This window comes from Nosocomiicoccus massiliensis (genome assembly GCF_002871345.2).
GTDB classification, from domain to species: Bacteria; Bacillota; Bacilli; order Staphylococcales; family Salinicoccaceae; genus Nosocomiicoccus; species Nosocomiicoccus ampullae_A.
Genome location: NZ_CP136964.1, coordinates 1,010,656 through 1,033,100, shown reverse-complemented (window position 1 = coordinate 1,033,100; position 22,445 = coordinate 1,010,656). Strand labels below are relative to the sequence as shown.

Annotated in this window: 18 protein-coding genes; 13 read left to right on the top strand and 5 right to left on the bottom strand. The window is 35.6% G+C overall.

Going from position 1 to position 22,445, the window contains the following annotated elements; translation table 11 throughout:
* Positions 1–1,497, bottom strand: a complete 1,497-nt coding sequence (locus CJ229_RS05405; protein WP_317846521.1) for an AcpB/EbpR/MafR family transcriptional regulator — start codon at positions 1,495–1,497, stop codon at positions 1–3.
* 401 nt (positions 1,498–1,898) lie between these two features.
* Here CJ229_RS05405 and CJ229_RS05400 point away from each other — a divergent pair, with 401 nt between their 5' ends.
* The 10 genes from CJ229_RS05400 (at position 1,899) to CJ229_RS05360 (ending at position 14,201) form a co-directional block, all read left to right on the top strand.
* Complete coding sequence (locus CJ229_RS05400; RefSeq protein WP_317846520.1) at positions 1,899–5,579, top strand: fibronectin-binding protein FnbA; 3,681 nt, start codon at positions 1,899–1,901, stop codon at positions 5,577–5,579.
* 158 nt (positions 5,580–5,737) lie between these two features.
* A complete protein-coding gene (locus CJ229_RS08825) occupies positions 5,738–6,355 on the top strand; it encodes a hypothetical protein (RefSeq protein WP_419181875.1) in 618 nt (205 codons plus the stop codon).
* Positions 6,356–6,474: 119 nt separating this feature from the next.
* Positions 6,475–7,275, top strand: a complete 801-nt coding sequence (locus CJ229_RS08820; protein WP_257993697.1) for a hypothetical protein — start codon at positions 6,475–6,477, stop codon at positions 7,273–7,275.
* Between the two features lie 20 nt (positions 7,276–7,295).
* Complete coding sequence (locus tag CJ229_RS05390) at positions 7,296–8,609, top strand: UDP-N-acetylmuramoyl-tripeptide--D-alanyl-D-alanine ligase (RefSeq protein ID WP_145998152.1); 1,314 nt, start codon at positions 7,296–7,298, stop codon at positions 8,607–8,609.
* 223 nt (positions 8,610–8,832) lie between these two features.
* On the top strand, positions 8,833–9,246 hold the full coding sequence (rpsL, locus tag CJ229_RS05385) for a 30S ribosomal protein S12 (protein ID WP_102167597.1): 414 nt from the start codon (positions 8,833–8,835) through the stop codon (positions 9,244–9,246).
* Between the two features lie 46 nt (positions 9,247–9,292).
* Positions 9,293–9,763 carry a 30S ribosomal protein S7 gene (gene rpsG / locus CJ229_RS05380; protein WP_040928644.1) on the top strand — a complete coding sequence of 157 codons (471 nt, stop codon included), beginning with the start codon at positions 9,293–9,295 and terminating at the stop codon, positions 9,761–9,763.
* 60 nt (positions 9,764–9,823) lie between these two features.
* Positions 9,824–11,905, top strand: a complete 2,082-nt coding sequence (gene fusA, locus CJ229_RS05375; protein WP_068131188.1) for an elongation factor G — start codon at positions 9,824–9,826, stop codon at positions 11,903–11,905.
* A 123-nt stretch (positions 11,906–12,028) separates the two neighbouring features.
* Positions 12,029–13,216 (top strand): elongation factor Tu, encoded by a 1,188-nt coding sequence (gene tuf, locus CJ229_RS05370; protein WP_068131185.1) that lies wholly within the window; start codon positions 12,029–12,031, stop codon positions 13,214–13,216.
* A gap of 69 nt (positions 13,217–13,285) precedes the next feature.
* Positions 13,286–13,735: a hypothetical protein gene (locus tag CJ229_RS05365; protein WP_102167598.1), complete on the top strand. Its 450-nt coding sequence runs from the start codon at positions 13,286–13,288 to the stop codon at positions 13,733–13,735.
* Between the two features lie 55 nt (positions 13,736–13,790).
* Positions 13,791–14,201 carry a GNAT family N-acetyltransferase gene (locus tag CJ229_RS05360; protein WP_102167599.1) on the top strand — a complete coding sequence of 137 codons (411 nt, stop codon included), beginning with the start codon at positions 13,791–13,793 and terminating at the stop codon, positions 14,199–14,201.
* Between the two features lie 84 nt (positions 14,202–14,285).
* On the opposite strand, the gene CJ229_RS05355 is transcribed toward CJ229_RS05360, so the two are convergent.
* Positions 14,286–14,618, bottom strand: a complete 333-nt coding sequence (locus tag CJ229_RS05355; protein ID WP_052327269.1) for a TM2 domain-containing protein — start codon at positions 14,616–14,618, stop codon at positions 14,286–14,288.
* A gap of 277 nt (positions 14,619–14,895) precedes the next feature.
* Positions 14,896–15,534 (bottom strand): TetR/AcrR family transcriptional regulator, encoded by a 639-nt coding sequence (locus CJ229_RS05350; RefSeq protein WP_102167600.1) that lies wholly within the window; start codon positions 15,532–15,534, stop codon positions 14,896–14,898.
* A 159-nt stretch (positions 15,535–15,693) separates the two neighbouring features.
* On the opposite strand from CJ229_RS05350, the gene CJ229_RS05345 reads away from it, so the two are divergent.
* Complete coding sequence (locus CJ229_RS05345; protein ID WP_102167601.1) at positions 15,694–16,956, top strand: ABC transporter permease; 1,263 nt, start codon at positions 15,694–15,696, stop codon at positions 16,954–16,956.
* Positions 16,957–17,260: 304 nt separating this feature from the next.
* A complete protein-coding gene (locus CJ229_RS05340; protein ID WP_068129488.1) occupies positions 17,261–18,163 on the top strand; it encodes a nuclease-related domain-containing protein in 903 nt (300 codons plus the stop codon).
* 533 nt (positions 18,164–18,696) lie between these two features.
* Here the strand turns inward: CJ229_RS05340 and CJ229_RS05335 are convergent.
* Together CJ229_RS05335 and CJ229_RS05330 are read right to left on the bottom strand one after the other, a co-directional pair.
* Positions 18,697–19,875 carry a M20 metallopeptidase family protein gene (locus tag CJ229_RS05335; RefSeq protein ID WP_102167602.1) on the bottom strand — a complete coding sequence of 393 codons (1,179 nt, stop codon included), beginning with the start codon at positions 19,873–19,875 and terminating at the stop codon, positions 18,697–18,699.
* 12 nt (positions 19,876–19,887) lie between these two features.
* Entirely contained in the window at positions 19,888–21,078 is a 1,191-nt protein-coding gene (locus CJ229_RS05330) for a M20 metallopeptidase family protein (RefSeq protein WP_102167603.1), read from the bottom strand.
* A 166-nt stretch (positions 21,079–21,244) separates the two neighbouring features.
* Here CJ229_RS05330 and CJ229_RS05325 point away from each other — a divergent pair, with 166 nt between their 5' ends.
* Positions 21,245–22,432, top strand: a complete 1,188-nt coding sequence (locus tag CJ229_RS05325) for a glycine C-acetyltransferase (RefSeq protein ID WP_068129481.1) — start codon at positions 21,245–21,247, stop codon at positions 22,430–22,432.
* Positions 22,433–22,445 lie beyond the last annotated feature (13 nt).

The window sequence follows — 22,445 nt, the reverse complement described above, 5'->3', positions numbered from 1 at the left end:
TTAAAAATCAACACTTATTGATTTATAACTTAAATATTCAACCAATTTGTTTATATTAGAGATATCTTCTATAGTAGGTACATTATTAATTAGTACAATTTGTTTTCCGTCAATAGCATCTATGGGGAAATTTGTAACAATTATATCTGAAGATAGACTTTCCAGATTATTGATATCAAACGAATTAAATGGATATTTATATATTTTTGCTTGATCTATTAGATTTTTCTCTAAAATTTCAACAAGCCATTGGTCGTGATTATACTCAGTGTCGGAAATGACAGTTACTTTTACATTTTCTCTTTTGGAATAAAAATCCTTAAAAAGATATCTCCAATTAATAATGAATGAATATATCATATGGAGAACTAGTCCAGAATCATTTCTTTTAAAAGTATCTATGACAAGCTTTTCAAACTCTAATTCTAAATATTGATATATTTGAGGAAACTCTGTTTTGAAAAGTGTTAGGGTACTATGATATTTGTTGTACAAAATACATTCGCTATAATTTTTGACATTACTAAATATTAAAGAATTATATAACTCGAGAATAATATGTTCATAATCATGAATTTTTAAGCTAAATTTATCAGAGAACTTATTAACTAAACGAACTATATTTGAATAATTATATTCTACCTCGTCTATTATAAGACGTTGGTCTGCAAGTTCTGAGTATGTAGAATAGTATGGATTTACTAAATAAGGACTAAGTATATCTAATGATTCATTTACACTCAAAAATAATTCAGATTGATTTGCAATAGGTTTTAGATGATGTATTAATTCGTCAATTTCATTTTGTGGAATACAATAAAATTGCTTAATATCATTATTAATAAAAAACCCTTGTTTAACTCGTGTGTAATTTATTGCAAAGAGTATAGTTAAAAACCAATCTCTAGATAAGTCAACATCTAAATTAAAAAGTGAAGATGCTTTTTTAATAAATAACTTTAAAGTATTTTTAGGAAGTTTTATAAAATTCCAGGTCTCATAAAGATCTTGTTCATTAAGAAAATTAATAAAAAAACGTCTAATATCTATTTCTTTTCCTACAAAAGAATGAGGGCTACAAGAAATTTTTATATTGAAATCTAACAGAAGAGTGTCGTTTAAGTCTTGAATTTTCCTTTTCAATGTTGAAGTACTTACATAAAGAGCTTTTGAAAGAACTTCTGAAGTAATTTGACCATTTAAAAAAATCGTTTTAAGAATATGAGCACTCAAACTTTGCTTAAAAATATCTCTGTAAAATGTAATCATATTAGCGTCTAAATCGAATTTTATATTAATGGTATTCTGTGAGTAAATTAATTTTATATAAGGATATTTTTCTTCAATGCTTTTAAGTGTGTTATTTGAAGTAATCAAAGAGCAATTTAGCACTTCTGAAATTTCTTGAATACTTACTGACTGTGAATCATTTAAACAGTTCAAAAATTCAACAGCCTTTAATTCACGAAGTAATAAAGAAGGCAAAGAACGTTTCATGTAAATCTCCTCTCTTATTTAATAATATTATAGTAAATTTTACTTGATTGTCATAGGAAGTACAAATAAAGTTTAGGTTAAATCATTTTTTTAATACTTTAAGAAAAAAATGACCACTAGTAAGTGTTTAATTTAATCATAAAAATGGTAATATGATTTTGAGCAAGTTACTTAAAATGAGTTAATACATCATCGTCGCTAAATCTATTAGAGAGGAGCAATTAGACTGAAGAATAAAAAATAGACTATATAAAAGCACAGTTAAACATGTCAAATGTCAAGGTGCAAAAATCAACAAAGGTACTATTAGTGGTAGAGTTACTGTAAAAAAGTCTACTCACTTAAAGATCTATATTATTCAATAGTTATATCGTAATAACTAGGAAAGAAGGGCTTTCAAAATGAAAAAATTAGATTTTCTACCAAACAAATTAAATAAGTATTCAATTCGTAAATTCACAGTAGGTACTGCGTCTATCCTTATCGGATCATTAATCTTTTTAGGTAATGATGCTTCTGCTGCTGAAGCGGATGACAATTCATCAAATGAATCACTCAATGCAATTACAGAAACTAGCGCTGATGAAGTAAATAATGATGTATCAATTGAAGTAAGTGACGAAAAAAATGAAGTCAACAAAGACGAACAAGCAGCTGAATCACTTAATGTAGATACAGAAACTAGTGCTGATGAAGTAAATAATGATGTCTCAAGTGAAGTAAGTGACGAACAAACAGCTGAATCACTTAATGTAGATACAGAAACTAGCGTTGATGAAGTAAATAATGATAGTCAAACTGCTGATAATACTTTAGAAGAAGACACAACTGAAGAATTAGAAAAAGTCACAAATGAAGAAAACGGTTTAGAGGAAACTGAGACAGAAGACATTGAAAAACAACAAGAAACTGTAGTACAAAAAGCCAATGAACTATCTGAAAATAAAAATATCGAAACAATTTCTAATTTATCACCGACAGGTAATAATGTTTCTAATGCAGTTAACGTTAAAAACTTGTCATTAAAAAATAACGAAGATAGTAATAAGATTGATCCGAACAAGTCAGGTGGATTAAATTTGAGCTTTGATATTGATGTGACAGATAAAGGTATCCGCAAAGATGACTTTTTTGAAATCCAGCTATCAGAAAACTTGAATTTTTATGGTGATGCTCCGTCAGCTAATGTGCCGGCATTTAAAAATTCTGCAGGTGGAATTTTAGCAGAAGGTACTTATGATAAAGAAAATCATAAATTTACTTATGTATTCACTGATTTTGTAGAGAGCAGCGTTAATATTAAAGGAAGAGCGAATTATTCATTATGGGTGGATCGTAAAAATGTTCCGAGTCCAGGTAGAGAAACATTCTCTGTCGATGTTGCAGGTGATTCTACTTCAACAACTTTAGATGTTGTATTTACAAATTCACATCATAATGTAGATTCATTTTTAACAGAAGTTGATCCATATAGTACTAAATTTGAACAAACAGTGTATGTGAATCCTCACCACCAACAACTATATGGTACTAAATTAACAATTAAAGCAGATTGGTTTGGTGAAAACAGTTCTTCAGTAGCAACGATTAATTCTGAAAATACAACATTTTTAGGGTATAGAGTACCTAAAAATAGTCAACCAGGATTCCCTTCTAGTTTTGGTTTGGATAAATCCAAATATGAACAAGTTACATTAACACCGTTCTTTGGTGTAGATGATAACGGTGTTGAATATGTTACGTTTGATTTTGGAGATTATACATCAGACGGTACAGGTTTTATTGTCGTTATGGAAAGCAAAACCACTGGTAAAGATGGAAAATTAAGAGTTGGTGCAAAGATTGAATGGGGGGACGGCTATTATAATCATTGGGACAATGAAAATATTGTAAAAAAATCTGATGGAGAACTTGATGGTGAGGTTGTAGGAACGTTCCAAGAACACCATAACTATTATGATGTAGAAAAAGACTTTGACGGTAACGAAGTTAGCCGTGAAAAGAACGAAGGAACATCTTATACTGGAGACCAAACTAAAGGTACAGAAGAAGAAACATTCACAACAGGTAAAGACGAAAAAGACGGTTATAAATTCACAAAAGTTACAGATTCAACAGAGGGCACACCATATGATGAAAATGGTGAAGAAACAACAGGCAACTACATCAATGAGAAGAACCAAAGTGTAACTTACGAGTATGAGAAAGTGAAGCAACCGGGACGCTTCGAAGATACGCATGAGTACTATATTGTTTACACAGACAAAGATGGTAATGAAACACGTCGTGTGAAACAATCAGATCATACAAATAAATATCAAGAAGGATTCCGCGATGATGATCGTTTCACAGCAACAACAGAAGAGAAAGACGGCTATAAGTTCGAGAAAATCACTGGAACAGACAACTTAGAAAAACCGGACTACTATAAAGACGGTGAGACGGATGGAACATATAAACCTGGCGAGTATCAGCGTATTACGTACGTTTACACAAAGACAGAACGTGATCCAGAAACAATCGAAGAAGGTAGTTTCCAAGAACACCATAACTATTATGATGTAGAAAAAGACTTTGACGGTAACGAAGTTAGCCGTGAAAAGAACGAAGGAACATCTTATACTGGAGACCAAACTAAAGGTACAGAAGAAGAAACATTCACAACAGGTAAAGACGAAAAAGACGGTTATAAATTCACAAAAGTTACAGATTCAACAGAGGGCACACCATATGATGAAAATGGTGAAGAAACAACAGGCAACTACATCAATGAGAAGAACCAAAGTGTGACTTATGAATATGAGAAAGTGAAGCAACCGGGACGCTTCGAAGATACGCATGAGTACTATATTGTTTACACAGACAAAGATGGTAATGAAACACGTCGTGTGAAACAATCAGATCATACAAATAAATATCAAGAAGGATTCCGCGATGATGATCGTTTCACAGCAACAACAGAAGAGAAAGACGGCTATAAGTTCGAGAAAATCACTGGAACAGACAACTTAGAAAAACCGGATTACTATAAAGACGGTGAGACGGATGGAACATATAAACCTGGCGAGTATCAGCGTATTACGTACGTTTACACAAAGACAGAACGTGATCCAGAAACAATCGAAGAAGGTAGTTTCCAAGAACACCATAACTATTATGATGTAGAAAAAGACTTTGACGGTAACGAAGTTAGCCGTGAAAAGAACGAAGGAACATCTTATACTGGAGACCAAACTAAAGGTACAGAAGAAGAAACATTCACAACAGGTAAAGACGAAAAAGACGGTTATAAATTCACAAAAGTTACAGATTCAACAGAGGGCACACCATATGATGAAAATGGTGAAGAAACAACAGGCAACTACATCAATGAGAAGAACCAAAGTGTAACTTACGAGTATGAGAAAGTGAAGCAACCGGGACGCTTCGAAGATACGCATGAGTACTATATTGTTTACACAGACAAAGATGGTAATGAAACACGTCGCGTGAAACAATCAGATCATACAAATAAATATCAAGAAGGATTCCGCGATGATGATCGTTTCACAGCAACAACAGAAGAGAAAGACGGCTATAAGTTCGAGAAAATCACTGGAACAGACAACTTAGAAAAACCGGACTACTATAAAGACGGTGTGACAGATGGCACATATACACCTGGTGAGTATCAGCGAATTACGTATGTCTACACAAAGACAGAGCGTGATCCAGAAACAACGCCAGATCCAGAGCCAACGCCTGACCCAGAGCCGACACCAGATCCAGAGCCAACGCCTGACCCAGAGCCAACACCGGATCCAGAGCCAACGCCAGATCCAGAACCAACACCAGATCCAGGAACACCAGGAGAAGAGGATCCTAAAGATCCAGGTAAACCACAAGAGCCAAGTAAACCTGAGCAACCGAATAAACCTGAGCAAAGTAAAACAGTAACATCTTCTAAAGATAAAGAAGACGATAAAAAATTACCGAACACAGGTGAGGCTGAGAGAGATCTTACATTATTCGCTACAGCTTTAGCGGCTCTTGGAGGATTATTAACATTTGGAAGACGTAAAAATAAAAATGAAGAACAATAATCTATAGTTTTTCATGGGCTAAACATACTATATGTTTAGCCTTTTTATTTATAAAATAGATAGGGGAAAAGACATGTGTAAATTGGATGAGATCAATGGCTTTATTAGTAACACATGTATGAAAAAACCTAGTGAAGATTTGGGTGTATTTTTAAGTATTGGAAATAGAGAATCATAAAGCTAAAGTTATATTTTTTAAAAATAATGAAGATTTTAAGAATTATTCTATAGATATAATTGAGGAATTTAAAAAAGAATTTGCAGTCTATCCAGAATGGATAAAAATAGATTTTATAACGAAAAAGATATCTATCGAGTTTCAAAATTTAAGAAAAAATTTAATTGAAACAAGAAGAAATTATATAAACTATGGTTTCTCGTTAGATGAAGAATTTGAGTTAGCTTTTTTACCTGAAGAAATTAATGCAAATGCATTTATACGTCCAAAAAAAGGGGAGAGATCTACTTTTTATTTATCTCGAAATAATATAAATGGCTACCTAGAAAAACACAGAACAACTCAGAAAAGGTATGATTGTAAAGATTTTAATGACAAAATAGTAACTCAATTTTTTACTAAAGGTTTTATTCTAGATAATAATAAAGAATATGAACTGAAATCCAATGGATATGAAAAAGGGTTAAGGGTCGTTGAAGATTTACATGATGAAATTGATCGTATGATTTATTCAGCGACTTGTTTTTTAAAAAATGAAATACAGTCTAATGGTAAATATATATATATGGATATTTTCCACACTTTGATAAGAAGATAAATTTTTATAATAATTTAAGACATAGCTCGTCTACCTACTCTTTAATAGAAGGGTTAAGTTATATTAATGAATCATTAGAGTCCGTAAAAAAGCCAATTGAATATATAATTGAAAATTATTTGTACGTTAAGGATGGAAAAGGGTATATTTTTGATGATACAAAAAATACAAATGAAATAAAATTAGGACAAAATGCAGCATTTATATTCGCGATTTGCGAATATTTAAAGCATGAAAAAAATGAAGAGTATCTCAAAGCCGCACAACTTGTAGCTGAGGGAACAGTTAATATGATTAATGATAACGGTGAAACAGTTCATGTGCTAAGTTATCCAACACTAGAGGTTAAAGAGAGGTATCGTATTGTTTACTATGATGGAGAAGCAGCGCTTGGTCTTTTAAGATTGTATCAACATGATGGCAATAAAAAATGGCTCAATGCAGTTAAAAGTTTATTTGAGAAATTTATTAGTAGGGACTACTGGAGATATAATGATCACTGGCTAGGGTATTGTGCAAATGAGATGGTTAACATTATACCAGATCGTAGATATTTTGAGCTTGGTATTATAAACGTTTCTACAAACTTAACTTATACTTATAAGCGTGAAACAACATTCCCAACATTTATGGAAATGTTAACCGCATCTTATAAACTTGTGCAGAAAGCGAAAGAAAAAGGTTATGAAGATTTAGTTGAAAGTTTAATAGATGAAGATTTTTTAATAAAAACATTACATAAAATAGCTGATTATCAAAGAACGGGGTATTTTTATCCGGAAATTGCTATGTACTTTAAAAACCCTAGTAGAATATTGGGTGCTTTTTTTATTAAACACCACGGCTATAGAGTTCGTATTGATGACATTGAGCACTATATTTCAGGCTATATACAATATCAAAAACTTTTTAAGTTATAGTTTGAATAGTTTTATAAACGATGAGTGATAAGATAATAAGAAGAGAAATACCTATCGAATTTTTAGTGCCAAAAAATTTTAAAACTGCAGGTTTAATTATAAATGTAATCACTTATGGTAATGAACAAAGTGATATTAAGTTAAAGCAAGTTAAGTCATTTAAGGGGTACAACCAAATTCAACTTGAAAGTCATAATGAGTTAGTTAAATTTGATTTAAAACAATTTGGTAGAGGTATGATTGAAAATGCAGAAGCAGCATATGCTACAGTGCTCTCTCTTAATATCAATAGTTCAGCAATGAATTATCTAAGTGATATTAAACTTTTTGATAAAGTACTTAATACTAAGAAGATACTTAATAGGAATGGTGTTATCACTATATTAGATGATACCCATAACGCTTCATTGCCAGCGATGATTAATGCTATTGAAGCATTTAACGAGCAGGCTAAATTTTATAGTGGAAATAAAATTATTGCACTTGGTAAAATAAATGATCTTGGAGAAAATAGTATTGATATTCATAGAAAGTTAATACCAGTTTTAAATGCTTCTTGTGCAGACTATATTTTTTGTTTAGATCAAGAATTACGACCAGTTGTGATGGGAATCAAAGGAAAAGTAGCCACTTGGTTTAGAGATAGTACGGTGTTAAAAGATCACTTAAAATATTTTATGAATCATAATTCATACACATTACTAAAATCTAGTCATGGCGGAACAAAATTTAAATCTATGGCAATGGAGCTTATTGACGAGCTACCACTTGTGGAAAATGATGCGATGCGCACAGTACAACACAAAATAGGAATAGATGGTATCTCTCATTTATTAATTGAAAAAAATGGAAATGTTCTGGAAAGTCTTAATGTCGAAAATTCAAAAACAATAGAGGGACTAAGTCCACTCTTTTATTTTATAGAAGCTAAAGAAAGAAACATTACGAATTATAAAGTTATTGATAACAAAGAAGATAATCGTTCGATAATGTTTGATGAACTGCTAGAAAGGATGCGTAACAAGCCTTCAAAGCAAGAAATAAAACTACTCTCAAGTGAATTATTTAAAGACGAGGTATCAAGAAGAAAAGCAATCAATCAGTTTATTGCTGATAATAAATTGACGGAAACAGCGATAATTACTGTAACTGGTGAGTTTAGTGTTAAAGAAAGACAATCATTTTCTGTTACTGATTTATTAAAAATATATATAAACTATCCATATAAATTAAATGAAGATGAGACTTTTATTTTTGGAGACCAATATAATTACGGATTTAGACCTTTTGGAAATAATATTAGAGTATTTATTTCTAAAGATGATTATGAGTGATACAAATATAAGTAGTTCTTACATTGCAAGGACTACTTATTATAAAAATGTTGACACCGTATTTATGCTGATGATATAATAATTAAGGTTACCGTAGAGATGGTAACGGATGACTTTTTGAAATTGTAAGAGTTGCAGAATTCTTACAAATTTTTTATTGTTTAAAAATGAACCACCTGGGTGTGTGGATTATTAAAAATGAGAAGGGAGGACACTTAATAAGATGCCTACTATTAACCAATTAGTAAGAAAACCTCGTCAATCTAAGAAATCTAAATCTAAAGCACCAGCACTGAACAGAGGGTTTAACAGCCTTAAGAAATCAGTAACGCACAACAACTCACCACAAAAACGTGGCGTTTGTACGCGTGTTGGTACGATGGCGCCACGTAAACCGAACTCAGCTTTACGTAAATATGCACGTGTTAGACTTTCTAACAATATGGAAGTTAACGCGTACATCCCTGGAATTGGCCACAACTTACAAGAACACTCAGTTGTTTTAATCCGTGGTGGTCACATCAAAGACTTATCTGGGGTACGTTACACAGTAGTTCGTGGAGCACTTGATACTTCAGGTGTTGAAGGACGTAAACAAGGACGTTCTAAATACGGTGCTAAAAAAGCAAACTCATAATTTAGCGTAATATATAGAATCAATTCATGGAAGGAGGCTACTTAGTATGCCACGTAAAGGTCCAGTACCTAAGAGAGACGTATTACCGGATCCAATTCATAACTCAAAGTTAATTACGAAGTTAATTAACAAGTTAATGATCGATGGAAAACGCGGTACGTCACAAAAAATTCTTTACAGTGCGTTCGAAATCGTAGAAGAGCGTTCAGGTAGAGACGCAAACGAAGTATTCGAAGAAGCATTAGAAAACATCATGCCATTACTAGAAGTTAAAGCACGTCGTGTTGGGGGTTCTAACTACCAAGTACCAGTTGAGGTACGCCCAGAAAGACGTTCAACTCTAGGTCTTCGTTGGTTAGTGAACTACTCACGCCTACGCGGAGAAAAAACAATGGTAGAACGTTTAGCAAACGAAATTCTTGACGCAGCTAACAACACTGGTGGTGCGGTTAAGCGTCGTGAAGAAATGCACAAAATGGCAGAAGCTAACAGAGCATTCGCACACTACCGCTGGTAGAATTGTGGATCTCGGTAGTATAAATTTATTTTTAAAAACTTGGAAGGAGCAACAAGTTCTATGGCAAGAGAATTTTCTCTAAAAAATACTCGTAACATCGGTATCATGGCACACATCGATGCTGGTAAAACGACTACAACAGAACGTATCCTTTATTACACAGGCCGTATCCACAAACTTGGAGAAACTCACGAAGGTGCATCACAGATGGACTGGATGGAGCAAGAACAAGACCGTGGTATTACAATCACATCTGCAGCAACAACTGCACAGTGGAAAGGTCACCGTGTAAACATCATCGATACACCAGGGCACGTAGACTTCACAGTTGAAGTTGAACGTTCTTTACGTGTACTTGACTCAGCTGTAACAGTATTAGACGCTCAATCAGGTGTTGAGCCACAAACTGAAACAGTTTGGAGACAAGCAACAAACTATGAAGTTCCACGTTTAGTATTCGTTAACAAAATGGATAAGATCGGTGCGGACTTCGACTATGCAATCGGTACAATCAGAGACCGTCTACAAGCTAATGCACACGCGGTACAATACCCAATCGGTGCAGAAGACGAGTTCAGAGGTATCATTGACTTAGTAAAAATGAAAACTTACCTTTACCACGATGACTTAGGTCAAGACGTAGAGGAAGTTGAAATTCCAGCAGAATTCGAAGATAAAGCTCAAGAAATGCGTGAAGCATTAATCGAAGGTCTTGCAGACGTAAACGAAGACGTTATGGAAGCATACCTTGGTGGAGAAGAGCTTTCAGAAGAGACTCTTAAAGCTGCAATTCGTAAAGCGACTTGTGACGTAGAGTTCTTCCCAGTATTCTGTGGTACAGCATTCAAGAACAAAGGTGTTCAGTTATTACTCGATGGAATCATCGATTACTTACCATCACCACTTGAAGTAAAACCAATCGTTGGTCATATGGCTAACGATCCAGAAGAAGAATATATCGCGAAACCAGGAGACGACGAGCCTTTCACAGCGTTAGCGTTTAAGGTTATGACAGACCCATTCGTTGGTAAATTAACATTCTTCCGTGTGTACTCTGGTTCATTAGACTCAGGTTCATACGTATCAAATACAACAAAAGGTAAACGTGAACGTATCGGTCGTATCCTACAAATGCACGCAAACTCTCGTGAAGAGATTTCAACTGTTTACTCAGGAGATATCGCTGCAGCAGTAGGTCTTAAAGACACTGGTACAGGTGACACGTTAACTGAAGAAAAACTTGGCGTGATCTTAGAATCAATGGAATTCCCAGAGCCAGTTATTCACTTATCAGTTGAGCCTAAATCAAAAGCGGACCAAGACAAAATGTCTACAGCTCTTGTTAAATTACAAGAAGAAGACCCAACATTCACAGCATACACTGACAATGAAACTGGACAAGTTATCATCGGTGGTATGGGTGAGTTACACTTAGACGTTCTTGTACACCGCATGAAGTCTGAATTCAACGTTGAATGTAACGTAGGTGCTCCAATGGTATCTTATCGTGAAACATTCACTCAATCAGCACAAGTTCAAGGTAAATTCAGCCGTCAGTCTGGTGGACGCGGTCAGTACGGTGACGTACACATTGAATTCACACCAAACGAACAAGGTGCAGGATTTGAATTCGAAGACGCAATCGTTGGTGGGGTAGTTCCACGTGAATATATTCCATCAGTTGAAGAAGGACTTAAAAACGCTCTAGAAAACGGTGTTCTTGCAGGATACCCATTAGTAGACGTTAAAGCGAAATTATATGATGGTTCATACCACGACGTCGACTCATCTGAGATGGCGTTCAAAATCGCTGCATCACTTGCATTAAAAGAAGCAGCTAAAAAATGTAAACCAGTTCTTTTAGAACCGGTTATGAAAGTTGAAATTGTTATGCCTGAAGAATATCTAGGAGATATTATGGGAGACGTAACAAGCCGTCGTGGACGTGTAGAAGGTATGGAAGCACGCGGTAACGCACAAGTCGTTAACGCATTCGTACCACTATCAGAAATGTTCGGTTACGCAACTTCATTACGTTCTAACACACAAGGACGTGGAACTTACTCAATGGTATTTGATCACTACGAAGAAGTTCCAGCTTCAATCTCAGAAGAAATCATTAAGAAAAACACTGGAGAGTAATCTCTATACTTGATTTTTTCTCGGGGAAAAGGTATAAACAGTATAGGTATTAATTCGTCCGCTTTTAATTAAGTGGGCGAATGAAATTATAAAATTTCTAAATTACAAGGAGAGATATTTCAAATGGCTAAAGAAAAATTTGACCGTTCGAAAACGCATGCTAACATTGGTACTATTGGGCACGTTGACCACGGTAAAACTACATTAACAGCAGCAATTGCGACTGTTTTATCTAAAAAATACGGTGGAGACGCTCAGTCATACGACCAAGTAGACAACGCTCCAGAAGAAAAAGAACGTGGAATCACAATCAACACGTCACACATCGAGTACGAAACACCTAACCGTCACTACGCACACGTTGACTGCCCAGGACACGCAGACTACGTTAAAAACATGATCACTGGTGCTGCACAAATGGACGGAGCTATCTTAGTAGTATCTGCTGCAGATGGCCCAATGCCACAAACTCGTGAGCACATCTTACTTTCACGTAACGTTGGTGTTCCAGCATTAGTAGTATTCTTAAACAAAGTTGACATGGTTGACGACGAAGAGTTATTAGAATTAGTAGAAATGGAAGTTCGTGAATTACTTTCTGAATACGACTTCCCAGGCGACGACATTCCTGTAATCGCTGGTTCTGCTCTTAAAGCTCTTGAAGGTGAAGAAGAGTACGAAGAGAAAATCATCGAGCTTATGGAAGCTGTTGATGAGTACATTCCAACTCCAGAGCGTGACTCTGACAAGCCATTCATGATGCCAGTTGAGGACGTATTCTCAATCACTGGTCGTGGTACAGTAGCTACAGGACGCGTTGAGCGTGGACAAGTTAAAGTTGGTGAAGAAGTTGAGATCATCGGTCTTACAGAAAAATCTTCTAAAACAACTGTAACTGGAGTAGAAATGTTCCGTAAGTTATTAGACTACGCTGAAGCTGGAGACAACATTGGTGCGTTATTACGTGGTGTATCACGTGACGACATCCAACGTGGACAAGTTCTTGCTGCTCCTGGAACAATCACTCCACACAGCAAATTCAAAGCAGAAGTTTACGTTTTATCTAAAGAAGAAGGTGGACGTCATACTCCATTCTTCACAAACTACCGCCCTCAGTTCTACTTCCGTACAACTGACGTAACTGGTATCGTAAACTTACCAGAAGGTACTGAAATGGTTATGCCTGGTGACAACGTTGAAATGGACGTTGAGTTAATTTCACCAATCGCGATTGAAGACGGTACACGTTTCTCAATCCGTGAAGGTGGACGTACTGTAGGATCAGGTGTTGTAACTGGAATCGACGCATAATTAATTTTATGTCACAATATAAACACTCGGGGACTTTCCTCGAGTGTTTTTTTATATCGGAGGTCACAGATGAAATACATTAAGTACGTACTCGTTTTACTTGTAACAGTTTTTTTATCAGCATGTAATACAAACTCGTCAGTATTTGAAAATAAAGTAGACGACAACTACACGATGACGATCACAGTTAACCATAGCGATGAAACGCTGCGCTCAGTAGAGTTTGAAATCGTGAGTCTCGTACCGAAAGAGCAAGCGTCTAATTTCGTTGAATCAACGGACTTAAATTTCACAAAGAAAGATTACGAACAACTGGAGGAGTTCTACTCAGAGCTGAATCAGTTCGAAGGCGTTAAAACGAAGACAAAAGTAAAAGACGCTGGCGACAACGTCGAAGTCAAAATTACAGGTGTTGAAAACGTCAAAAACGGTAAAAGCATCATCGGGAACACGGAGAAGGATGGTACGTTTTCTGACATAAAAGAGTTTCTAACTGAACAAGGATTTAAAGAGAAGTAACGCGAATTCTTTTTAACTCAGGTTGCGTGTCGTAGTGAGTCGTGAGGTGATAATAATGACTATAAATTTTAATGATGAAAAACAAATAGGTAAAGATCAATTAGAAAGACTTTATAATGATGCAGAGTGGTATGCTTATACAAATGATCTAGACCTTTTACAGCAGGCAGTGAATCAGTCGTTATATGTTTTAACGGCGTGGGAAGAGGATACACTCGTTGGATTGATTCGTGTTGTTGGTGATGGTCTAACGATTATTTATATTCAAGACATACTTGTGTTAAAAGAGTATCAAAATCAAGGCATCGCGACTGAAATGTTGCAACACGTTTTAACTAAATATGATAATGTCAGGCAGAAAGTTTTATTAACTGATGAAGCACCTGATGTAAGACACTTCTATGAAAAGAATGGTTTTGAATCTTGTGACAAAGGTGAGTTAGTCGCCTTTGCGAAATTAAATTAGGTTTGTTAAATAAATAAAGTCCTATGGTCAGGTGTGGTCATAGGACTTTTTTGTGTTTTGGTATTCTGTTTGCTTGGAATCTTGCTAGCGCGCGATACTTCTCAGCGCTTCTCTTCTTAAGCGTCTGTTGTAGTTTTTTATCATAAAAATAACGAGCACTGCGTCAATGACCCACCAAATTGTGATTGGAAGCATCGTCACTGCAGTCGCGAGGCCAAACGTGACTAATGTTAGTATGCCTGAAATAATCAGCACGACAATCATTAAAATGCCCGTGATTGTTTTGCCGACGTAGAAACGATGCGCGCCTACCGCACCTAGAAAGAACCATAGTATATAGGCAACGATGAGACTCTTTTTCTCATTAGAAACATATTGCTCAATGTACAATTTTTGGTCGACCGTCAGATTTCTCATAAAATCACTCCTTTATCAATTATACCATTTAGCGTGGGATGTGGAGGTGGTGCTTTTTATCATTGAAAGAGTAATAATACTACTCTCCTTGATTTTAATTAACAAAAAAATCATGATTCTGTTAGATATCCGGATATATTTAACAAATTTCAGGTGTCTGGTCGGAGTTTTGTTAAATATATTTTTTTATCTAACAAAAACGCAGCCGAACTCTGAGTTTTTGTTAATTATCTTGATATATCTAACAAATTAGCGAGTTTTGTGTAAATAGAAACCACTATTCATCTTTCAAAAGCTCTTCAAATAACTCTTTTTTTAGACCTGCTGCTGCGAATGGTCCTTCTATTGAGATTTTGAAAAGGATTTTAGCCATCTTTTCTGGGCTTTTCTTCATACCACTATTTAACCACTGCTGAATTACACCTAAGTGTGCTGATGAAATGTAAGCTATTAAAATGTTTTTTGGTACGAGTGACTCATTTTCATCAAATAATAGATCACTTTGTTCGTTAAAAAACTTTTTCCACATAAAATCTTTTATTGTAGATTGAAATGATAAATCACCTTGTTGTCCGAGCATTGCTGAAAAAATTTTTTCGTTTGTTTCAACATATTTAAAAACAGCGATCACACCATTTATAGGATGGGTCATAGTATCTTTTTTATTCGCAATATCTAGAATGTTATTTCTCTCAGCTTGTGTCATTTCTTCGATAACTTTTTCTTGCATTTGTTTCATTAAATCATATTTATCTAGATAGTGGATATAGAAAGTGCCGCGGTTTATCCTAGCACGCGTCGTAATATCTTTAACTGTAATTTTCTCAAATTCTTTTTCCTTCATGAGTTCTAAAAAAGAATTTTTAATAGATTCTTTTGTACGTTCAACTCTTAAATCTCTTTCTTTATTTTCCATTAAAAAAACTCCTCACTGAACATTTTTTAAATACTGTTCACTATACGACATTTTTAAAAGAATGGTTATTGTGTCATTAATCTATCCTTCATATAATTAATATACAACACAGTGTTCATTCATATAATTATTATAACAAATTTCAGGAGGTTATATACAGTGAAAAAGATTAAGTTAGGCATGATACCAGTCGTTGCTGTGCTTTTATTAGTGATTTTAGCGACAGCTTTTTATCCGGCATACAATCCACAGCCGAAAAATATTCCTCTCGCAATTTTTACACAAGATGAAGGAATCGAGCAGCAAGGTGAAGTGGTAAACATCGGTGAAGAATTCGTGAAGAAGGTGAAGTCGAATGATGGCGATGAAATAGAGTGGCACGAAATAAAGAACGATGAAGAACTAAAAGAGGGCCTAGAAAACAAAGATTTTATCGGTGCATTAGTCATCGAGAAAGATTTTACTAAAAAAGCGATGAGTTCTGCTCAAAGTATTTTAATCAATCATAAACAAGCAGAAATGAAACAGTTAATTGAATCTGGAAAATTAAGTGAAGCAGAAATTGCAAAGATGATGAAAAATCAACCAGATCCGTCTGAGATGGAAGAAATTAAACCTGAAGAAGCGAACGTAGAGATTGTTATTAACCAAGGTGCTGATGCACAATTATCACAAATAGCGACTCAAATTCTAAATAAAATTACGGATACAATGAATAATCAAATTAGTAATCAAAGTTTATCGATATTATCAGAGAATGATGTAAATGTATCAGCAGCAGAAGTTGAACAGTTAACACATCGAGTTAAAGTAGAACAAAAGATAATGAACGAAGTGAAAGACCATCAAGCTAACGGAAATGCGCATAGAGTCATGTTTGTTCCAATTTGGCTAACTTCTATGATAATTTCAGTATTATCTTATCTGATTATTAGAAATAACAAGGATAATCTAGAAGGTGAAAACCGACATAAACTAGCGATAGCATTACCGACGATGATTGTAATTACTAGTATAGTTGCTGGATTTACTTATGTTTACTACATGGACTGGGTGATGGGATTCAATTTTAATAACACTCTATTAACTGCGACATATATATCTATTGCAATACTAGGATTCACATCATTGATTGTTGGATTCCTCGCATGGATTGAATTCGCGACTATTCCTATCTTCATGTTATTCTTATTCTTTACGATGCAAGCAGTTATGCTACCAAAACAAATGTTACCAACGTTCTATCAAAATTACGTTGTACCATGGAACCCATTTGTAAAATATGCAACAACATTAAAAGAAATACTATATACAGGTGGATCGCTTGGAAGCGGTGGTACAGTATGGATGTTTGCGAGTTTCGCGATTATAGGACTCGGACTTTTAGTAATATCGATTTATACGAAATATAAAAAAGCATAGAGATGAATGGAATCTAACCCTCGTAAGACGTGGGTTAGATTTTTCTATATACGGATGCATTGGTAGGTGTCTTGGAGTGTTTTATCTTCTAAAGGATAAAAAAACTCTTTCGTGGGATTTTATCTAACAAAAATATCCTAGTTTTGTTAGATATCCGGATATATTTAACAAATCAGCAGAATTTTTGTAATTTAAAAGAATAAAAACCCTCTGAAGCGTTTATTTTCTAGGAAATCGCGTGTTCACTGAAAGTTTTAAAAGATAAATCGCACTTTCCTAGCATATGTGTTTAGGAGGGATAAAAATGACAATAAGTGAATTAGAGTTTTTGGAAAGAAGATATGATTTGGACCGAGAGCAACAGCTTGAACTCGAGTTAGAGAGAAAAGGCAAGGTTGGAGAATTTTATTTTAAAAGTTTAATGGACAATAAGTTAAATGATAATATCGCGGTGATCACTGATTATCGTTTTGAAAGTGGCGGAAGTGAATGCCAGATTGATTTTTTAATCGTGTTGAATAATACATGCATTATCATTGAGATTAAAAACTTCTATGGTGATTTTGAATTGCGAGATGATGGTTTTTATCGTTTAAATCCTTTGCGTAAAATTAAAAATCCATTGTCTCAAACAGAACGTGCAGAGATTATGTTAAAAAATCAGTTGAAACGGCTAAATTTAAATTTAGATGTTCGATACTATGTGGTGTTTGTAAATGATCAATGTTCGCTTTATCAGTTAACGCGTGATAAGCCGATTGTGATGGCGAGTCAACTGAATCGATTTTTAGAATCACTAAATGAAGAGGCATACGATAAGAATCATAGCTATACGTTGAAGAAATTAGAGTCTGCTCGACTGAAGGAGTCTCGATATAATCTTGAATTGAAATTAGATTTTAGTCAGGCGAGAAAAGGTCTAACGTGTCAAAGTTGTTCGGGATGGCTTGAGGTCGAGACGTATAATAGTTTGAAATGCCAATCGTGTGGTGCTGATGAAAAAATCGAGAACGCAATTAGAAGAAGTATTACCGAGATGAAGACGTTATTTCCAAATGATGCAATTACATTGAGTCGTTTAAGTGAATGGATTGGGCACGCGTATACACCGAGCAAGCTGCGACGACTATTAAATGTGATCTGTCACAGTCATGGAGACAAGAAAGGACGACATTATACGTTAAAGGGAGATAATACACTTTCTTAAAATTATAATTAATAAAAAAACCTTGATTCTGTTAGTTATCCGGATATATTTAACAAATTTTGGCGCTGGGGCAGACTTTTTGTTAAATATAATTATTTATCTAACAAAAACAAAGTGAAATCCTGAGTTTTTGTTAATTAACCTGAGATATTTAACAGATTAGCAGAATTTTTGTAAATAAGGGCTGCTCAGAAAGTCTTTTATCCTTTATAATGATAAAAATACACTTTCGTGAAATTATAATTAACAAAAATATCCGGATTCTGTTAGATATCCGGATATATTTAACAAATCTCGGGTGTGAGGTAAACTTTTTGTTAAATATAATTTTTTATCTAACAAAAACGAAGCGAAATTCTATAATTTTGTTAATTATCCTAATATATCTCACATATTCGAAGTTTTTTTGTAAATAATTAGCAAACACACCCCACCAAAAGAACAAAAGCCTACTGAGACGCTCAACTACTGGGAAACTCATCTATATTCACACAAAAAAGTCCCCTCTAACCAAAGAGGGGACTACCTAATATTTACTTCTCGAACTCGCCAAAGTTCATGACGATTTTTAAGAAGAGCTCGAGTGCGGATTTCATGCCGTCTTCGTCAATATCGAATTTTGGATGGTGGTGCGGATGTATGATTCCTTTGTCGACGTTTCCTACACCTGTTGAGAAATAGCAACCTGGTACTTTTTGTAAATAGTACGCTGCGTCTTCTCCGCCCATCGATGGAGGAAGTTTCACGACGCTCTCGACGAAGTCGACGTCTTTTTCAGCTAGACCGCGCACGTAATCTGTCATTTTGACGTCGTTTTTAAGCGCAGGGTAACCGCGGTGAATTTCAACGTCGAAGTCGACGTTTTGTGCGAGTCCTACGCCTTTAGCGATTTCTTCAATGCGTGATAGTACGAGTTCTCGGACGTCACTTTCATATGTGCGGACAGTTCCTTTTATCTCGACGTATTGTGGAATTACGTTAAATGCTTTTCCAGCGTTAAATGCAGTGACTGAAAGGACTGCAGATTCTAACGGATCGACATTTCTCGACACAATAGACTGTAACTGCTCGATTAAATACGCAGACGCAACGACTGGATCGTGCGTCGTATGAGGTGCAGCACCATGGCCACCTTTACCTGTCGCTGTAATCGTGAATGTATCGGCATTTGCGTACATTGATTCGTAGTTCCAGCCAAATTCATGGACAGGCTTTAAAGACGCAACGTGCGTGCCGAAGAAGTAATCGACACCATCTAAACAGCCGTCTTCGATCATTGATTTCGCACCACCTGGAACGAGTTCCTCAGCGTGTTGGAAGATAAAGACCACGTTTACCGGTAGTTCATCTTTATGTTCTGATAAAATATGCGCAAATGTAATCAGTGCAGCTGTATGCGCGTCGTGCCCACAAGCGTGCATCACACCGTCGTTTTTAGATTTATACGGCACGTCGTTTTCTTCTTGGATTAAAAGCGCGTCAAAGTCTGCACGAAATGCAAGTGTATCGTATGACTCATCGACGATTAAACGCGCGACGACACCATTTCCACCGACGTCTCTTTTAATTTCTAAAGGTAAATTTTTTAATTCATCATAAATATATTGTTTCGTTTTAAACTCTTGAAATGAAGGCTCTGGGTACATATGTAAATGTCTACGTCTTTTCACAGCGTCTTCAAAATGTTCGAGTATCGCTTCACGAATGTTCATAGAATTTCCTCCTTACTCGTCCCATGTAATGATATTTTCTAGCTCAATAATTTTCATAAACATTTTTAAAGCGGACAACATCGCGTCTTCATCTAAGTCAAACATTTCATGATGGTGCGCGTACGTTGAATTTTTACTTTCATTACCTGAACCTGTTAAGAAGAACGCACCCGGAGTATCTTGAATGTAAAACGAGAAGTCTTCACCAATCATTAAAGGTTTTGTGTCTGTGTAATTTAAGCCGAGTGATTTTGCTGCTTCCTCTACGATACCAACTTCTCTTTCGTGGTTGATTACTGGTGGGAATCCTCTATGGTAAAAGAAATCAGCTTCAGCACCACGTTTTTTAGTTGCAGCCTCAATTTCACGCTCGAAAATTTTTACGATTTCTTCTCTGACGTCGTGGTCAAACGTGCGTACTGTTCCTTCTAATACGACGCGGTCTGGCATGACGTTGAATGTGTCCCCAGCTTTAATATGACCAAACGTTACAACCGCACGGTCAATCAGTGAAATTTGACGGGATACGACCGACTGTAAATTCACTATTAACTCGCTCGCAATTAAAATCGCGTCGATGTTTCTTTGTGGATACGCTGCATGCCCACCACGGCCTTGAATCGTAATTCTAAATTTATCAGGGCTCGCAATTAATGCACCACTCGTAGAGTGAATTTCATGTGTATCGAACTGACTCCAGTAATGTTGGCCGTAGACAAAATCGACGTCATCTAAAATACGATCTTTAATCATCGCTTCAGCGCCACCTGGTGGTTCTTCTTCACCGTATTGGAAGATGAAACTCACCTTACCATTTAATTTATCTTTAAATTTTGAGACAGCGTCGACGAGTGTGAGAAGTGTCGTCGTATGCGCGTCATGTCCACACGCATGCATCACTCCGTCCACAGTAGATTTGTACGGCACGTCTTTTTTATCTTGTATTGGTAACGCGTCAAAATCGGCACGAAACGCAATGTGCGGACGCCCGCTACCAAAACTTGCAAAGATACCTTTACCGTCGTTGTCGTCGTTTTCACCGACACGCTCTTTAATTTCAATGCCATCATACGACTTTAAACGATCTAATATAAATTGATATGTTTTTTCTTCTTGAAATGAAAGTTCGGGATGTTGGTGGAGATAGCGTCTAGTCTCGACCATGTCACTTTCATAGTTAGAAACGAGTTTTTCAATCGTCATCGTAACATCACTCCTATCTTTAATATTAATAGTTTAACAGAATCAATTGGAGAGTGGGTTAAAATAGTCCGAAAATTTCAAATACATTATAAATATCATTTGATTTTAAGTAACTTTGTATTCTGTTAAAATATAAGTTAAGAACTTTAAGGAGGACGTTTAAATTATGTCAAAGACTTTACAAGAGTATTTAAATCAGAATTTAACTGAATTAAAGGATAACGGTCTATACAACGAAATCGACGTTGTAGAAGGTGCGAACGGTCCAATTATCAATATCGATGGAAAAGAATTAATTAACTTATCGTCAAATAACTATCTCGGTCTTGCAACAGATGAAGAAATGAAAGCAGTTGCAAAAGAAGCAATCGACTCACACGGTGTCGGTGCAGGAGCTGTACGTACGATTAACGGTACGATGGATCTTCATAGAGATTTAGAAGAAAAACTTGCGAAGTTTAAAGGTACAGAAGCGGTTATTGCGTTAACGTCAGGTTTTAACGCAAACCAAGGTGCAATTCCTGCAATTATGAAAAAAGGAGACGCTATTCTTTCTGACGAATTAAACCACGCGAGTATTATCGATGGATGTCGTTTATCTGGTGCGAAAATTATTCGTGTAAATCATAACGATCCAGAAGATTTACGTAAAAAAGCAAAAGAAGCGACAGAATCAGGCGAATACAATAAAGTAATGTATATTACAGACGGTGTATTTTCAATGGACGGAGACGTCGTAAACTTACCTGAAATGATTAAAGTCGCAAAGGAATTCGATCTTATTACGTACGTCGACGATGCGCACGGGTCAGGTGTTATGGGTAAAGGTGCCGGAACAGTAAAACACTTCGGCTTAGAAAAAGAAGTCGACTTACAAATGGGTACTTTATCTAAAGCGATTGGTGTCGTAGGAGGATACGTTGCGGGTTCTAAAGATTTAGTCGACTACTTAAAAGTTGCAGCACGCCCGTTCTTATTCTCAACAGCGCTAACACCAGCAGATACTGCAGCAATTACAAAAGCTGTTGAAAAATTAATGGCATCAACTGAACTTCATGACAAACTTTGGGAAAATGGAAACTACTTAAAACAAGGCTTAAAAGATGCTGGATTTGACATCGGAAACTCTGAAACACCGATTACTCCAGTTATTATTGGTGAAGAAAAGAAAGCACAAGAGTTTTCACGTCGCCTACAAGAAAAAGGCGTATACGCGAAATCGATTGTATTCCCAACAGTACCAAGAGGTACAGGGCGTGTGAGAAACATGCCAACAGCAGCACACACTAAAGAAATGCTCGATCAAGCAATCGAAATTTACACAGAAGTCGGTAAAGAACTCGGCATCATTTAAGGAGGATTTTCAT

Bases quoted from the DNA above. Each gene is read 5' to 3' on its own strand.
- CJ229_RS05405 (WP_317846521.1), bottom strand. From the start codon at position 1,497: ATGAAACGTTCTTTGCCTTCTTTATTACTTCGTGAATTAAAGGCTGTT.
- CJ229_RS05400 (WP_317846520.1), top strand. From the start codon at position 1,899: ATGAAAAAATTAGATTTTCTACCAAACAAATTAAATAAGTATTCAATT.
- CJ229_RS05390 (WP_145998152.1), top strand. From the start codon at position 7,296: ATGAGTGATAAGATAATAAGAAGAGAAATACCTATCGAATTTTTAGTG.
- rpsL (WP_102167597.1), top strand. From the start codon at position 8,833: ATGCCTACTATTAACCAATTAGTAAGAAAACCTCGTCAATCTAAGAAA.
- rpsG (WP_040928644.1), top strand. From the start codon at position 9,293: ATGCCACGTAAAGGTCCAGTACCTAAGAGAGACGTATTACCGGATCCA.
- fusA (WP_068131188.1), top strand. From the start codon at position 9,824: ATGGCAAGAGAATTTTCTCTAAAAAATACTCGTAACATCGGTATCATG.
- tuf (WP_068131185.1), top strand. From the start codon at position 12,029: ATGGCTAAAGAAAAATTTGACCGTTCGAAAACGCATGCTAACATTGGT.
- CJ229_RS05365 (WP_102167598.1), top strand. From the start codon at position 13,286: ATGAAATACATTAAGTACGTACTCGTTTTACTTGTAACAGTTTTTTTA.
- CJ229_RS05360 (WP_102167599.1), top strand. From the start codon at position 13,791: ATGACTATAAATTTTAATGATGAAAAACAAATAGGTAAAGATCAATTA.
- CJ229_RS05355 (WP_052327269.1), bottom strand. From the start codon at position 14,618: ATGAGAAATCTGACGGTCGACCAAAAATTGTACATTGAGCAATATGTT.
- CJ229_RS05350 (WP_102167600.1), bottom strand. From the start codon at position 15,534: ATGGAAAATAAAGAAAGAGATTTAAGAGTTGAACGTACAAAAGAATCT.
- CJ229_RS05340 (WP_068129488.1), top strand. From the start codon at position 17,261: ATGACAATAAGTGAATTAGAGTTTTTGGAAAGAAGATATGATTTGGAC.
- CJ229_RS05335 (WP_102167602.1), bottom strand. From the start codon at position 19,875: ATGAACATTCGTGAAGCGATACTCGAACATTTTGAAGACGCTGTGAAA.
- CJ229_RS05330 (WP_102167603.1), bottom strand. From the start codon at position 21,078: ATGACGATTGAAAAACTCGTTTCTAACTATGAAAGTGACATGGTCGAG.
- CJ229_RS05325 (WP_068129481.1), top strand. From the start codon at position 21,245: ATGTCAAAGACTTTACAAGAGTATTTAAATCAGAATTTAACTGAATTA.